This is a genomic window from Brevundimonas sp. LPMIX5, from assembly GCF_003576505.1.
Taxonomy (GTDB): domain Bacteria; phylum Pseudomonadota; class Alphaproteobacteria; order Caulobacterales; family Caulobacteraceae; genus Brevundimonas; species Brevundimonas naejangsanensis.
The window spans coordinates 56727-70299 of record NZ_QWTZ01000010.1 but is presented as its reverse complement, the minus strand read 5'-3'; the positions used below and the strand labels follow the sequence as shown (position 1 = coordinate 70299).

The 13573-nt window shown below is 69.1% G+C and carries 18 protein-coding genes; 7 read left to right on the top strand and 11 right to left on the bottom strand.

Features of this window, described 5'->3' with window-relative positions; all coding sequences use genetic code 11:
- Positions 1-83: 83 nt before the first annotated feature.
- Complete coding sequence (locus D1604_RS10005) at positions 84-1337, top strand: UbiH/UbiF/VisC/COQ6 family ubiquinone biosynthesis hydroxylase (RefSeq protein WP_119413162.1); 1254 nt, start codon at positions 84-86, stop codon at positions 1335-1337.
- 81 nt (positions 1338-1418) lie between these two features.
- Here D1604_RS10005 and D1604_RS10000 read toward each other — a convergent pair whose 3' ends face one another.
- The 7 genes from D1604_RS10000 to D1604_RS09970 form a co-directional block, all read right to left on the bottom strand.
- On the bottom strand, positions 1419-1613 hold the full coding sequence (locus tag D1604_RS10000; RefSeq protein ID WP_003166576.1) for a Trm112 family protein: 195 nt from the start codon (positions 1611-1613) through the stop codon (positions 1419-1421).
- Between the two features lie 154 nt (positions 1614-1767).
- Positions 1768-2427 (bottom strand): LON peptidase substrate-binding domain-containing protein, encoded by a 660-nt coding sequence (locus D1604_RS09995; RefSeq protein ID WP_024354378.1) that lies wholly within the window; start codon positions 2425-2427, stop codon positions 1768-1770.
- 10 nt (positions 2428-2437) lie between these two features.
- Positions 2438-3337: a thioredoxin gene (gene trxA / locus D1604_RS09990; protein WP_119413161.1), complete on the bottom strand. Its 900-nt coding sequence runs from the start codon at positions 3335-3337 to the stop codon at positions 2438-2440.
- A gap of 239 nt (positions 3338-3576) precedes the next feature.
- Positions 3577-5343, bottom strand: coding sequence for a tetratricopeptide repeat protein (locus D1604_RS09985; protein WP_119413160.1), 1767 nt, complete (start codon positions 5341-5343; stop codon positions 3577-3579).
- A 129-nt stretch (positions 5344-5472) separates the two neighbouring features.
- Positions 5473-6243: a type I methionyl aminopeptidase gene (map, locus tag D1604_RS09980; RefSeq protein ID WP_119413159.1), complete on the bottom strand. Its 771-nt coding sequence runs from the start codon at positions 6241-6243 to the stop codon at positions 5473-5475.
- Positions 6240-6458, bottom strand: a complete 219-nt coding sequence (locus tag D1604_RS09975) for a ParD-like family protein (RefSeq protein WP_119413158.1) — start codon at positions 6456-6458, stop codon at positions 6240-6242. Before D1604_RS09975 ends, map begins: the two co-directional genes overlap by 4 nt.
- A gap of 52 nt (positions 6459-6510) precedes the next feature.
- Positions 6511-7065 carry a prolyl-tRNA synthetase associated domain-containing protein gene (locus D1604_RS09970; protein WP_119413157.1) on the bottom strand — a complete coding sequence of 185 codons (555 nt, stop codon included), beginning with the start codon at positions 7063-7065 and terminating at the stop codon, positions 6511-6513.
- A gap of 92 nt (positions 7066-7157) precedes the next feature.
- Here D1604_RS09970 and D1604_RS09965 point away from each other — a divergent pair, with 92 nt between their 5' ends.
- Positions 7158-7898, top strand: a complete 741-nt coding sequence (locus D1604_RS09965) for a DUF6065 family protein (RefSeq protein ID WP_119413156.1) — start codon at positions 7158-7160, stop codon at positions 7896-7898.
- Positions 7899-8000: 102 nt separating this feature from the next.
- On the opposite strand, the gene D1604_RS09960 is transcribed toward D1604_RS09965, so the two are convergent.
- The 4 genes from D1604_RS09960 to D1604_RS09945 all read right to left on the bottom strand — a co-directional run bounded on the left by D1604_RS09960 (position 8001) and on the right by D1604_RS09945 (position 10447).
- Complete coding sequence (locus D1604_RS09960; RefSeq protein WP_119413155.1) at positions 8001-8555, bottom strand: CC0125/CC1285 family lipoprotein; 555 nt, start codon at positions 8553-8555, stop codon at positions 8001-8003.
- A gap of 77 nt (positions 8556-8632) precedes the next feature.
- Positions 8633-9265 (bottom strand): LysE family translocator, encoded by a 633-nt coding sequence (locus tag D1604_RS09955; RefSeq protein WP_119413154.1) that lies wholly within the window; start codon positions 9263-9265, stop codon positions 8633-8635.
- A gap of 52 nt (positions 9266-9317) precedes the next feature.
- Positions 9318-9875, bottom strand: a complete 558-nt coding sequence (locus D1604_RS09950) for a hypothetical protein (RefSeq protein WP_119413153.1) — start codon at positions 9873-9875, stop codon at positions 9318-9320.
- Between the two features lie 104 nt (positions 9876-9979).
- Positions 9980-10447, bottom strand: coding sequence for a hypothetical protein (locus D1604_RS09945; protein WP_024354388.1), 468 nt, complete (start codon positions 10445-10447; stop codon positions 9980-9982).
- A 208-nt stretch (positions 10448-10655) separates the two neighbouring features.
- Here D1604_RS09945 and D1604_RS09940 point away from each other — a divergent pair, with 208 nt between their 5' ends.
- From D1604_RS09940 to rimI, 5 genes are all read left to right on the top strand, one after another.
- Positions 10656-11216: a NifU family protein gene (locus D1604_RS09940; protein WP_024354389.1), complete on the top strand. Its 561-nt coding sequence runs from the start codon at positions 10656-10658 to the stop codon at positions 11214-11216.
- A gap of 66 nt (positions 11217-11282) precedes the next feature.
- Entirely contained in the window at positions 11283-11915 is a 633-nt protein-coding gene (locus tag D1604_RS09935) for a helix-turn-helix domain-containing protein (protein WP_233552030.1), read from the top strand.
- Positions 11916-11975: 60 nt separating this feature from the next.
- Positions 11976-12344 (top strand): helix-turn-helix domain-containing protein, encoded by a 369-nt coding sequence (locus tag D1604_RS09930; RefSeq protein ID WP_119413152.1) that lies wholly within the window; start codon positions 11976-11978, stop codon positions 12342-12344.
- Between the two features lie 57 nt (positions 12345-12401).
- Entirely contained in the window at positions 12402-13115 is a 714-nt protein-coding gene (gene tsaB / locus D1604_RS09925; protein ID WP_119413151.1) for a tRNA (adenosine(37)-N6)-threonylcarbamoyltransferase complex dimerization subunit type 1 TsaB, read from the top strand.
- A complete protein-coding gene (rimI, locus tag D1604_RS09920) occupies positions 13112-13549 on the top strand; it encodes a ribosomal protein S18-alanine N-acetyltransferase (protein ID WP_024354393.1) in 438 nt (145 codons plus the stop codon). Before tsaB ends, rimI begins: the two co-directional genes overlap by 4 nt.
- The last annotated feature ends 24 nt before the right edge of the window (positions 13550-13573 follow it).

Here is a 13573-nt window from a genome sequence, read left to right as displayed (position 1 = left end):
TGCGGGCGGGATGAGCCCTTATGTCCCATTCGGCGGGCGGGCTTGAGGTGGCGTGACGCGCGATAGGGGCCTAGAACGAGAGCATGAGCGGATCGGACGACTACGACATCATCATCGCCGGCGCCGGGCTGGTTGGGGCGACCTTTGCACTGGCGGCGGCGCAGGGCGGCCTGCGCCCTGTCATGGTGGACCCTCAGCCCTTTGACGCCCAGATGGCGCCGACCTTCGACGGGCGGGCGACGGCCATCTCCTACGCCAACTTCCGCATGCTGAAGGCTCTGGGGCTGGGCGAGGCGCTGGAGCCGCACGCCTGCCGCATGGACCGCATTCTGGTGACGGACGGTCGCCGTCCGGGCGCCGCCAGCCGCAAGCCTTCGGCCGCCTATATCCGTTTCGATGCGGACGAGATCGGCGACCGCAATGGCGGAGAGCCGCTGGGCTATATGGTCGAGAACCGCCGCCTGCGCGCCGCCCTGGCCGAGTTGGTGAACGCTCAGGGGCTGGAGGTCCGCGCTCCCGCCGCCGTGGCCGATGTGGCCGTCGGGCCGGGTCGTGCGACGGTGACGCTGAAGGACGGGTCGACCCTGTCGGCGCCGCTGGTGATCGGGGCGGAGGGCCGCAACTCGACCGTGCGCCGCGCGGCGGGCATCGACGTCTTCGGCTGGACCTATCAGCAGAGCGGCGTGGTCTGCACCGTCCGCATGGAGAAGCCGCACGGCAACGTCGCCCATGAGTATTTCCTGCCGGACGGCCCCTTCGCCATCCTGCCGCTGACGGAGAACCGGGCCAATCTGGTGTGGACCGAGAGCGCTCGCCGGGGCGAGGCCCTGCGCTCGGCCTCGGACGAGGCCTTCCACGCCCATTTGACGCGCCGGTTCGGCGACTTTCTGGGCGGGCTGACGATCAAGGGGCCGCGCTTCGTCTATCCTCTGTCGCTGCAGCTGGCCGAGCGCCTGACCGCGCCGCGCATGGCCATCATCGGCGACGCCGCCCACGGGGTGCACCCGGTGGCGGGGCAGGGGCTGAACATGGGCCTGAAGGACGTCGCGGCCCTGTCCGAGGTGCTGACCGAGGCCGCCCGCATCGGCGAGGATATCGGCTCGGAGCTGGTGCTGGAGCGTTACGCCCGCTGGCGCCGGTTCGACACGGCGGCGCTGGCGGCGGGCTTTGACGGCTTCGTGCGCCTGTTCTCGAACGACATCGCCCCGGTGCGGTTGGCCCGCGATCTGGGCATGGCGGCGGTCAACCGCATCGCCCCCCTGCGCCGCGCCTTCATGCACGAGGCGGGCGGAGCGACGGGGGATCTGCCGAGGCTTCTCCGAGGAGAAGCGCTTTAAAAGAGGCCCTATCGCTCGCCGCGCGGCGGCTCGCTGCTTGAGGGCCGTTGTCGGCGTTCTTTTGCCCGCGCGTAGAGCGTGTCAGTCCAGCGGGCGGGCGTCTTCGGCCAGCATGATCGGCACGCCGTCGCGGATGGGGAAGGCCAGTTTGGCGCCCGCCGAGACCAGCTCGTTGCGCTCGCGGTCATAGGTCAGGCGGCCGCGCGTGACCGGGCAGACCAACACCTCCAGCAGGCGGGGATCGACCGAGACGGGGGTGTTGAAGGCGTCGCTCATGATTTTTAGTTTCCTATCGTTCGCGCCGCGGGCGCTCACTGCTTGAGGAAGTTAGAGCCCGGCCCTATCGCTCGCGCCGCGGGCGCTTGCTGCTTGAGGGCGCCGGGCGCCCCATTCTGTTGGCCGTGTGTTTATCGCGTCGAGCTTGCTGAGACTACTGCATCGCCGGTCCGGGTTCGTCGTCGTCGGGGGCGATGGCTTCGATGCGGAGAAGGGCGGTCAGGGCGGCTTCGCGGTCGATCAGGGTCAGGGCCTCCAGCAAGGCCTGTTTTTCGGGCGCCTCGAAGGGCAGGCCCATCGCCAGGCTGTTGACCAGCGCCTCCTGCGGCGCGGCGCGGGCGGTGTCCCAGTCGATGTCCAGACCGCGCCCGGACAGATAGGGCGCCAGGGCCGACAGGAAGGGCTCGCGGTCGAAGGCCTCGTCGGGATCGGGCGCGCGCAGGTCGGCTTCATAAGGCAGGAAGTCGGCGCGCACCTGCCGATAAGGGGTGCGCACCTGCATCTCGGTCGCCACGACGAAACGGCACACCCCGGTCAGGGTGATCAGATAGCGCCCGTCCGAGGTCTCGGCGAAGCTGGTGATCCGCCCGGCGCAGCCGACGCGGGTCAGGGGCGGATTGACCCCGGCGGGGCCGACCGGCTGGATCAGGCCGATCATCCGGTCGCCCGCCATCGCATCATCCACCATGTTCAGATAGCGCGGCTCGAACACGTTCAGCGGCAGCTGGCCCCGCGCCAGAAGGATGGACCCCGGCAAGGGAAAGACCGGGATCACCTGCGGAAGTTCGCTGGCCTTGACGTAGCCCTGAGCCATGATCGCGCCGTTACGAGAACAGGATGGAGGACAGGCGCCGTCGTCCATCGCGGGCGACTTCGCTGTTGGGGCCGGCGGCCTCGAATACGGTCAGCAGCTGCTTGCGGGCGGCCTGTTCGTTCCACTCGCGGTCGGCCTGAACGATGGCCAGCAGATGATCGACCGCCCCCTTCAGATCACCCGCCGAGGCCAGGGCCTTGGCCATGTCGAAGCGGGCTTCGTGGTCGTTTTTGTTCGCCGCCAGCTTGGCCTCCAGCTCGGCGGTCGCGCCGGTCGGGGCGGCCGAGGCCAGGGACAGCTGGGCGCGTACGGCCTGAACCGTCGGCTCGGTCGAGTCGGCCGGGGCCATGGCGATGGTCTGGGCCGCCTGCTCGGCGTCGCCCTCGGCCAGATAGACGCGGGCCATGCCGGCGATGGCCTTCTGGTTGTCCGGCTCCATCGTCAGCACATGGGCGAAGGCCTGGGCGGCGCCGCCCAGATCATTGAGGGTCAGGGACTCCTCGCCCAGCGACAGCAGTTGCTCGACGTCGGTGTTGACGCCTTCGCCGCCGGTCAGCTTGTCGATGAAGGCCTTGATCTGGCTGTCGGGCACGGCGCCCTGAAAGCCGTCGACCGGCTGGCCGTTGACGAAGGCGTAGACGGTCGGAATCGACTGCACGCGCAGCTGGCCCGCATAGGCCGGGTTGGCGTCGACGTCGATCTTGACCATCTTCACCGCCCCCTTGGCGGCGCGCACGGCCTTCTCCAGCGCGGGGCCCAGCGTGCGGCACGGGCCGCACCACGTGGCCCAGAAATCGACGATGACCGGCTGATGCTTCGAGGCCTCGACCACGTCCTGCATGAAGGAGGCGTCCGTGCCGTCCTTGATCAGGTCGGGCGGGGTGGTCAGGGACGGGTCGGCGAAGGTCATGGTCGGGTCCGCAAGGCAAGACGAAGGAAGATAACGGATCAGATGGCGTCGGGATGCGTGCGCATCAAGCCGCAAGCGCGCCTTGCCGCATGGGAAGGCGCCAGAAGCGGAAAAAGAGAGTCCAATTCGTCTGAATCGTCTGAAATCTCCCTATGAGAGGGGGCAGTCTAACACAGGGGCGGAGGGGGGATGGTTGATTGCGCCGTATCCTTCTCCCCTTGTGGGAGAAGGAAGAGGATCTACAACCGGTCCATTCTCAGCCAGCGGGCGTCGCCCAGCCAGGCGGTCTTCAGCGCCTGATCGGCGGCGGCGGCTTCGGCGGCGCGGCCCTGGGCGGCTTCGGCGCGGGCCAGGCCGTAGAGGGCCCAGCCGTTGTTCGGGGTCTGGGCCAGGGCGAGGCGGAAGGCCTCGGCGGCTTGATCCGGACGACCGGCCTGATACAGGGCGGCGCCCAGCGACTGAAGCACCGGATAATACCAGTAGGCCGGTTCCGTATAGGGCAGGGCGGCTTCCAGATCGGCGGCGCGGCGATAGTGGCCGGCCGCCTCGGCCGGACGGCCGCGCGCCATCGCCATGCGGCCTCGCGCCACGGCCTCGGCCAGGGTCAGCAGTTCGGGCGCCGGGACGCCTTGTTCCACCATGTCGGCGAAGGCGTCGGAGGATCGCAGGGCGGCCAACTGCGACAGTTCGCGGTCGAAGCCACGCTGGTCCCTTAGCCGGGCATAGGCGACGGCGCGGGCGTAGTGGCGCATGGCGACGGCGTAGGGCAGGCGGGCGTCGGCTTCAGGCGCGGCCAGGATAGCGCGCGGTCCGGCGAACTGGGCCAGGGCCTGATAGGGTGCGGCGTCGATCAACTGCACCCAGGCGATGCGGGCCGAAGTGTCAGGGTCCAGCACGGTGCGCAGACGCCGCGCCTCGCTCAGGGCCGTGTCCATGTCGCCGGCCATCTGGGCCGAGGCGACGATGAAGTGGATGTTGTGCGGATAATAGCCGTAGCGGACCAGGCTCTCGTCGCCCGTGTCGCGGATGAAGGCTTCATCCGCCCGCGCCGCCGCGACGTTCAGGCGGATGGAGTCGGCGTAACGGCCGCGCCGGACGTAGATGTGGCCGGGCATATGCACCAGGTGGCCGGCGCTGGCGGGGCGGGAAACGGCCATGCGGTCGGCCGCCGCCTCGGCGCGCGCGGGATCGGCGGCCTCCATCAGGTGGATGTAGAGGTGGGCCGCCTGCGGGTGATCGGGGGCGCGCGCCAGCACCGTCTCGATCAGGCGGATCGCCTCGCCGATGCGGCCGACGGGGGTGCGCTGGTCCGCCGCCCAATAGTTCCACCGCGTGGTGTCCATCGCCGCCTCGGCGGCCAGGACGGCGATGTCGTCATCGGCGGCGAAGCGGGCGGCGGCGGCCAGCATGGCGTCGGCGTATGCGGCGTCGAGCGTGGCGCGATCGGCCGCCGGATCGTTCGAATAGCGCAGCGCCAGCGCCTCGATCAGCACCTGTTCGCGCGGTGAGGCCCGGTCGCGCAGGGCCAGGGCGTGGTTCAAGGCCCTGAGCGCCGCCTCCCGGTCGCGCTCATCCATCGGCGCATTGATGTTGGGGCCTAACGCCATCGCCTCGCCCCACCAGCAGGCGGCGCAGTCGGGATCGCGGCCTTGCGCCTCGCGGAAGGAGCGCACGGCCCCGGCGTGACTGAAGCCGTAGGCCAGGGTCAGCCCCTGGCTGAAATAGCGTTGCGCCTCGGCGTCGTCGGTGGTCGCCCTGAACGGCGAGGCGGTCAGGTCGGGATAAAGGGGGATGGGTTGCGTCTGGCTGGCGGGCGCCGCTACGGCCGAGGCGACCAGCAGGCTGCGGGTCAGGCCGCCGCCGCCCCGGCCTTCCCCGCAGACGCCGCCGAAAAGGCCTTTGGGGCGTAGCATCATTGCGGCGTCCGACGATGGAAGGGCGGTCATCGGCCCGGCCAACACCAGACCGGCGCCGCCCACGGCGAAGGCTTTCCAGAACAGTCTCATGCACCGTCCCCTTCCAGGGCCTGACGCGATGGAACCGCCTTGCATGCGGCGTGTGATCGAACGTTGATCTTACGCTTCGCCGCTCCCGAGAAATAGTGCGGAAACAGAGCTTTCCGTGTCGAGCGCTGGCTAGGCGTTCAGACGTCGCTCGTCGGGGCGAAGAGTCAGGACGCGGACGCCGTCGCGGGTGACGGCGACGGTGTGCTCGAACTGGGCCGACAGCTTGCCGTCGGCTGTGACCACGGTCCAGCCGTCATCCTCGGTGCGGATGGTGCGGCGCCCCTGGTTCAGCATGGGCTCTATGGTGAAGACCATGCCTTCGCGCAGGGTCAGGCCGGCGCCGGGGCGGCCGAAGTGCAGCACCTGAGGCGCCTCGTGCATCTCGCGGCCGATGCCGTGGCCGCAGAAGTCGCGCACGATGGAATAGCCGCGCCGCGTCGCGTGCCGCTCGATGGCGTAGCCGACGTCGCCCAGGGTCGCGCCGGGACGCACGGCGCGGATGCCCTTCCACATGGCCTGATAGGTCGTCTCGACCAGACGTCGGGCGGGACCGGCGACCTGACCGATCAGATAGGTCTTGCTGGAGTCGGCGATGAAGCCGTTCTTTTCCAGGGTGATGTCCAGATTGACGATGTCGCCGTCCTTCAGCACGTCGTCGCGCGACGGCACGCCGTGGCAGACGACCTGATTGGGCGAGACATTCAGCACGAAGCCATAGCCGTACTGACCCTTGCTGGCGGGACGGGCGGCCAGGTCGTGGGTGATGAAGGCCTCGACCCGGTCATTGATCTCCAGCGTGTTCATGCCCGCCAGCGGCAGGCCGTCCAGCCAGGTGAAGACCGAGGCCAGCAGGCGCCCGGATTCGGCCATCAGTTCGATCTCGGCCGGGGTCTTGGTCATGCGGCGGCCTGATCCGTCGTCTGGTCGGGGGCGGCGACGCCCGCCGCCTTCAGCTCGCGCGCGGCCAGTTCCTGAAAGGACAGGCCGGGGTTCAGTTCGCCCAACATGCCGATCCTGATCCAGAAGGCGGCCTGGGCGTTGATCGAGCGGCACGAGACGCGACTGGCGCGGCGCAGCTGTTCGTGCAGTTCGTCCTCGATGTTGACGATGCCCATGGGGGCTTCTCCATATACGATATGTATATGGTTCATATAGAAGGCGCTGGCTTCAGTCCAGCGCGTCGAAGTCCACGACAATCGGCTGCCGCTCCAGCAGCGCCAGCACCTTGCGGAAGTCGTTCTGGCTCAGGGCGGTGGTGGCGGTGTTGGCCAGGGGGTGGAAGTTGACCACGTCGGCCTCCCACAGGCGCTGGTCCAGCACGAAGGTCACGCGGCGGTCCAGGTCGTTGATCAGACCCAGCGCCGTGACCGAGCCGGGGCGCACGCCCAGCGTCTCCCACAACAGGGTCTCATTGCCGAAGGAAAGGCGGTCCGAGCCCATGGCGCGGTGCGCCCGCTTCAGGTCGATGACCGTGTCCTGAGCGGCCGAGATCAGCCACAGGCGGCCCTTCTTGTCCTTGAGGAACAGGTTCTTGGTGTGGACGCCGGGCAGGGCGGCCTTCAACTCCAGTCCTTCCTCGACGCGGAAGACGGCGGGGTGGTCGTGGGTGGTCTGCGCGATCCCGTGCTCGGCCATCCAGGCCAGCAGGCGGGCGCGATCGTAGGCGGGTTCGGGGGCGGGCGAAGTCGGGGTTTGCGCGGCGAGGTCGGTGTTGGCGGTCATCTCGGTCTTGTCGGGCGGGCGGCGAGGGCGATAGGGGAGTGGGGCGACCCTCAGGGTCGTCACTTCATTCGTCAAGCTTGGGGAGCCGCGTCTTGGAACTGGAATGCTATCCGATGAATGCGCGTCCGTGCGACCTGGTGCCGGGCCGCCAGTCGCGCAACTGGATGGACGCCTTCGCCAGTCGACACCCCTATCGCTGTCTGCCTCTGACGATGGCCAACACCACGGGCTGGGAGATCCTGTGCCCGTTCGGCTTCACCGCCGAGTGGAACGGCGGGCCGTCGCAGAACGACATCACCATCACGCCCGACCGGCATCAGCCGGAGATGGACCACTTCGTCAGCTCGCACTTCTCGCGCGGGGTGCTGACGATGCACCCGCAGTATCTGTTCCGCACGCCGCCGGGCTGGGGCCTGATCGCGCAGGGCTCGCCCAACCACGTCAAGGACGGCATCCAGCCGCTGAGCGGCCTGATCGAGACGGACTGGCTGCCGTTTCCCTTCACCATGAACTGGATCTTCACGCGGCCGGGACGGGTGAAGTTCGAGAAGGGCGAGCCCTTCTGCTTCATCCTGCCGGTCGAACACCGCAAGGTGGAGCAGTTCGAGCCGGTGATCCGCTCGCTGGAGTCCAACCCCGGCATGAAGGGGCAGTTCGACGCCTGGAACCGGTCGCGGACGGATTTCAACACTCGTCTGGCTTCGGGCGATCCCGACGCGGCCAAGGAGGCGTGGCAGCGCTTCTACTTCAAGGGCGAGGTGCCGGAGGCCCTGGGCACGGCGCCGGCCACCCACTCCAACAAGCGCCGCCTGAAGAACCCCCGCGTCGGCTGACGCAGAAACGCCCGCCTCCGTCGCCGGAAGCGGGCGTTGTCGTTTCAGGGCCTCTCGTCGCTCAAGCAGCGAGCGACCGCGTCGCGAGCGTTAGCGGCCTACTTAAGACCCAGGCCGCATCACGCGCGGGCCGAGGTTGTTGATGACCTCGCGGGCGTCGAAGGCGTTCATGTCGCCGGCGGGCTTGGGACCACGCCCCATGACGATTTCGGCCGTGGCCTCATAGCGGTCGACCTGGCGGATGTCGCGGTCCCGCCCCCAGTAGGGGTCCCAGGTGCTCCAGTAGCCGCGCTGGTAGAAGCGCCAGGACGGACCCCAGTAGGGGCCGTAGCGATCGTAGTAGAAGGGGTCCGGCGTCGTGTAGAAGCGCGTGTCGCGGTCGGTGGCGCGGGTGACGGTGGCGAACCAGTCATAGCCGTTTTCGACCGTCAGTTCGGCCGAGCGCAGCAGCAGGGACATCTCGACCTGATCACGCGAGGTGACGGAATTGCCCGAAAAGCTGACGGCGTAGCGGTTGGCCTCCAGGCGCTGCTCGGCGTAGCCGCCGCGCTGGCCGTTCACGCCGGCGGGCTGATAAGGGGTGGCCGTGGCGCATGCGCTGAGGGCGAGCGCGCCCGCCAGGGCGATCAGCACCGGGGTCTTGCGAAGCTTGATCATGGAAAACTCTCCTTGAGCGTTCAGTGAACGCTCTTCGGTCTGAACGACGGGTGAACGGCCAAGTTCCAAATCGCGCTTCACAGACGTGAGACGATCAGGACGGCGGCCAGCAGCAGAAGACATCCGACGACTATGCCGAAGCCTTTGCGGAAACGCGGCGCGGTCATCTGTCGCGCCAGCGCCGCCCCGCCCAGGCCGTAGCCGCACATCGACAGGCCGTCCATGCCGATGGTGGTGACGGCGAACAGGGCCAACTGGGGCGTCAGCGGGCGGTTGATGTCCAGGAAGGGCGGCAGGACGGCGGTGAAGAAGAGGATGGCCTTGGGATTGGCGATCTGAACCATGAAGCCGTCGATCAGGGCGCTGCGCCCGCGCTTGACCTCGATGTGCGAAGGCTCGGCGGCGGTGGCGAAGGCGCCGCGCAGGGCCTTTACGCCCAGCCAGGCGACATAGAGGGCGCCCAGGACGGCGATGACGCGGAAGACCTGGGGGAAGGCCATCACCAGGGCGCCCAGGCCCAGGGCGGCGGCGCCGAACCAGACCAGGGTGGCCGAGTTCATGCCCACGACAGCGGTCAGGGCGGCGGCCTTGCCCTTCTCCATGCCCGTGGCGACGGCGAAGATGTTGGCGGGGCCGGGCGTCACCGCCATCACGGCCATGACGCCGACAAAAGCCAGATACAGATGCGGATCGACAGGAAGCGCGGCCATGAGGCCCTTTCGAGCGCGCCGGGCGCTGCGTCAAGCCGTCGCGGTCATCGGATCAGGTTTCAGAGGGAATCGGCGGGACGGGCGGCGAGGGCGGGACAGCCAGGGCGGCTTCGACCTCGTCCATCGCATCCAGGGCCTGGTCCATGCCGTACTGGGCGATCAGACCATAGGTGACCATGTGGTCGGGGTCGGCCTGAGCCCAGGCGCCGTTGGTCGACACGCTCTCGACCATCGGCGCGATCCCGGCGGTCGCCTCGCGTACGATGGCTTCGATGTCGATTTCGGCCAGGGCGGCCTGGGCGATCTGTCCGGCCTGGCGCGTCGCCTCGGCGGTGAAGTCGGCCACGTGCGGCTGATAGTCCGACCAGAGGGCGGCGATGCGCAGGCCCTTCTGGGTTTCGCTCAGGCTGTCGTCGGCCTGGATGCGTTCCGCCCTTGCGCCGAACTCCTCCATCTTCTGTTCGAAGACGGCGGCAGCGGATTCAAGGCGCAGTTCGGCTGAGGTCTTCTGCGTCTCGGCCACGGCGGTCGAGACCGGCAGCAGGGCCAGGGCGGCGGCCAGGGACAGGGGGGCCAGAGACAGGGGAACAAGAGAGAGGGCGCGGACCATGACGAGGCTCCTTCAGCGGATGTCGGCAGGGTCCGCCGAAGGGCGCGCGCGCTCAAGTGAAATCGCGGTAAGGCGCCGGGAAGGGCGCCCTCTCTCCCGTTTGATCAGTCCTGGGCGTCGGGGGCGGCCGGGGCGGTCACGGCCTGGGCCACGGCCTGACGGATCTGGGCCGGAACGGCGCGGATCTGGGCCGGGGCGGCCTCGGCGGCGGCCAGGATCTGGTCCTTGTTCTCGGCGTTCTCGGGCTTCTCGGCGAAGGTGCGGAAGAAGGCGGCCAGTTCGTCGGCGAAGGCGTTGAAGGTCGGCTCATAGCGCGTGATGATGGCGTCGGCGCGCGTCTGCTTGGCGGCGGGATCCAGAGCCGGGTCCTCGATCACGGCGTCCAGTTCGGCCTTCATGCGCTCAGCCTCAGCGTTGAAAGCTTCGCCCTTGGCCTCGAAGGCGGCTTCCTCGGGCGAGGGGGCGGGCTGGGCGGCGGGCGCGGCGGGAGCGGCGTCCTGAGCAGCGACGACGGCGGGGGCGGCGCAGACGGCCAGGGCCGCAGCGGCGGCGGCGAGGGTCAGGCGGGACATGTCGGGGGCTCCGGCAGGCGACGGGCGCGGCGCCCGTCAGACTAAGAACTCGCCGGCCGGGAGCGACCGGAGATGGCCGCCACGGTGAGGGCGCCGTCGACGAAGCGCAAGCGTGACCTTGTATGAAAGCGCATTTGGGCATGAAAGTGCACGAGCACGGCCCGGCCGGCCTCTTGAACCCGTGCGCGACAGGGCGCATCTGCGGGTCATGTTCATCCAGACCGAAGCCACCCCCAATCCGAACGCCCTGAAGTTCCTGCCCGGCCGCGATGTCGCGGGCGAACAGACGCTGGAATACCGCAGCATCGACGAGGCGGCGGCCTCGCCCCTGGCCGAGGCTTTGTTCGAGCTGGAAGGCGTCGAGGGCGTCTTCTTCGGCGCCGACTATGTTTCGGTCACGCGCGCGGCGGACGGGCCGGATTGGACGGCGATGAAGGCGCCGATCCTGTCGGTGGTGATGGATCACTTCGTCTCGGGCGCGCCGCTGATGCGGGCGGGGGCGGAAGCGGCGCCGGAAGATGGAGCGCCCGACAGCGAGATCGTGGCCGAGATCAAGGGGTTGCTGGACACCCGCATCCGCCCGGCCGTGGCCCAGGACGGCGGCGACATCCTGTTCGACCACTTTGACGAAGAGACCGGGGTGTTGCGCCTGCGGATGCGCGGCGCCTGCGCCGGCTGCCCGTCCTCCTCAGCGACGCTGAAGGCCGGGGTCGAGCAGATGATGCGCCACTATGTTCCCGAAGTGACCAGCGTCGAACAGGTCATCTGACGCCTTCGCCGATCTGTTTCACATGAAACGCTCGCGCCCGGCGGGTCGGCGGGGCATGATGGCGCGATGGCAGGTTCAGGCGAGACATCCGAGGCGCGGGCTCTGGGCGAGGCGCGGGTTCTGGGCGAGGCGCTGGCGGCGCTGCGGCGCGACTGCGGGCTGAGCCAGGCCGAAGCCGGCGCCCGGATCGGCATGACCGGCCAGGGCTGGGGCCTCTATGAGGCGGGCAAGCGTCCCGGTCTGTTTCGTCCCGATGTTCAGCGACGTCTGACCGGCGCCCTGGACGCGACGCCCGAGGCGCTGGTGCTGCAATCGCAGGACGATCCAGCCGTGTCCAGGCAGCCGCGCCGCCCAGAATCCTCTCCTGAAGTCGCCGCGCCGCAAGGGCTTTCGGCGCGCGGCCGCGCCTTCGAAGACGTCCCCGCTCAGGCCCGGCGCTTGCGGCTTGAGACCGATGAACTGGCGCCCTGGGCCTCGGCAGGCACGGTGTTGGAATATGTGCTGGGGCGCTGGCCGCGTCGGGGGCAGGGCTGCGTCATCCAGATGGAAGACGGGGTGCGGAAGGTTCGCCTCTATGACCGGGCCGATGATGCGGAGGTGGTCGTCCTCGGCGCTGGCGCGCTGGATCAGTCGGAACGGATCGCGCGCTCGCGCATCCAGTCAATGTCCGCGGTCACCAGCCGTCTTGATGATGAGTGAAACAAAATAGTTGTAATGAGGGCTTGATCGTGAAACTCTCTGGTTGAAATCGGAGGGGTCATGTCGCGTCGCAGTCATCATATCGACCAGGCCGTCGGCCTGCGGATCGCCGCGCGCCGGTCGGCCCTGGGCTGGTCGCAATCGGTTCTCGGGCGGGAACTGGGCGTCAGTTTCCAACAGGTCCAGAAATATGAAACCGGGGCCAATCGCGTCTCCGCTTCCCGCCTGCATCAGGCGGCCGTCGCCATGGGATGTTCGGTGGCCGATTTCTTTCCCGCGCGTTCGAGCGTCGAGGGGGAAGGCGCCATCCTGCACCCAGTGCTGATCAGCGCAGAGGGGCGAGGCCTGGCCGAGGCTTTCGCCCGTATTCCCGATGTCGCCGCGCGACGGGCCTTGACCCGTGTAGCCCAGGCGATGGCGGCGGCCTGACGGACGCAAGACGCTGAGCGGTCGCATCGGCGCCGGTTTGGCGTTAGGGACAGGATCATGAAGGTCATGGTCATTGATACGGCGCTGGGCGCCTGCGTCGCCGGGGTGTTCGCGGACGATGCGGCGAGCGGCGCGGTGCGCGGTCTGGGCCTGCGCCGGGAGCTGATGACCAAGGGCCATCAGGAGCGGCTGGGCGGATTGGCGCGCGATGCGGCGGCCGAGGCGGGCGGTTTCGACGGCGTGGACCGGATCGGAGTGACGGTGGGGCCGGGCTCCTTCACGGGCCTGAGGGTCGGGCTGGCCTTCGCCCTCGGGTTGGGCGCGGCGCTGGGTCGGCCGGTGGTCGGGATCTCGACGCTGGACGGCCTGGCCGCCTCGGTTGCGGCGCCGGGTCTGGTCGCCGCCGTGATCGACGCCCGTCGGGGCCAGGTCTATGGGCGGCTGTTCCGCGACGGGGCGCCTCTGGGCGAGGCCGAGGCCTGGCCGCTGGAGACGGCGCGCGACCGCATTCTGGCCGAGGCCGGTCAGGGGAGCGCCGTTCTGGGCGGTGTCCTTCTGGTCGGCAGCGGGGCGACGCTTCTGGCCGAGACCTTTCCAGAACTGGCCGGGGCCGGGCTTGAACCGCTGGCCGCGCCAAATCCCGAAGCGCTGGCGCGCCTGACGATGGCCGCCGATCCGGCGACCTCGCCGCCGGCGCCCCTGTATCTGCGCGCGCCCGACGCTACGCCGCCCAGCCGCTTGCCGGGCCAGCCACGCCAACCCGCCGCGTGAGCGAGGCTCCGATTTTTCCGCCGGTCGATCCCGTCCATCTGGCGATCATCCACGCTGAGGCGTTTGAGACGCCGTGGGACTCTGCGGCGCTGGCCGAGCTTCTGGCCTCGCCGGGCGTTTTTGCAGTGGCTGAGGCCGAAGGTTTCATCCTCGTCCGCGTCGTGGTCGATGAGGCGGAGATCCTGACCCTGGCGGTGCGACCGACGGCGCGGCGGGCGGGGCTGGGCAGGCGTCTGGTCGAGGCGGCGGTGGTGCGCGCCGCTGCTCTGGGGGCTGAGCGCATGTTCCTGGAGGTGGCTGAAGGCAACGTCGCCGCCCGCGCCCTGTACGCCCGAAGCGGTTTCGTCGAGATGGGCCGCAGGCGCGGCTATTATTCGCATACGGACGGCCGTCGCGAGGACGCCCTGACGCTTGTCCTGAACTTCTCTGGGTAGCTTCCATAAGGCGACGGTCCATCC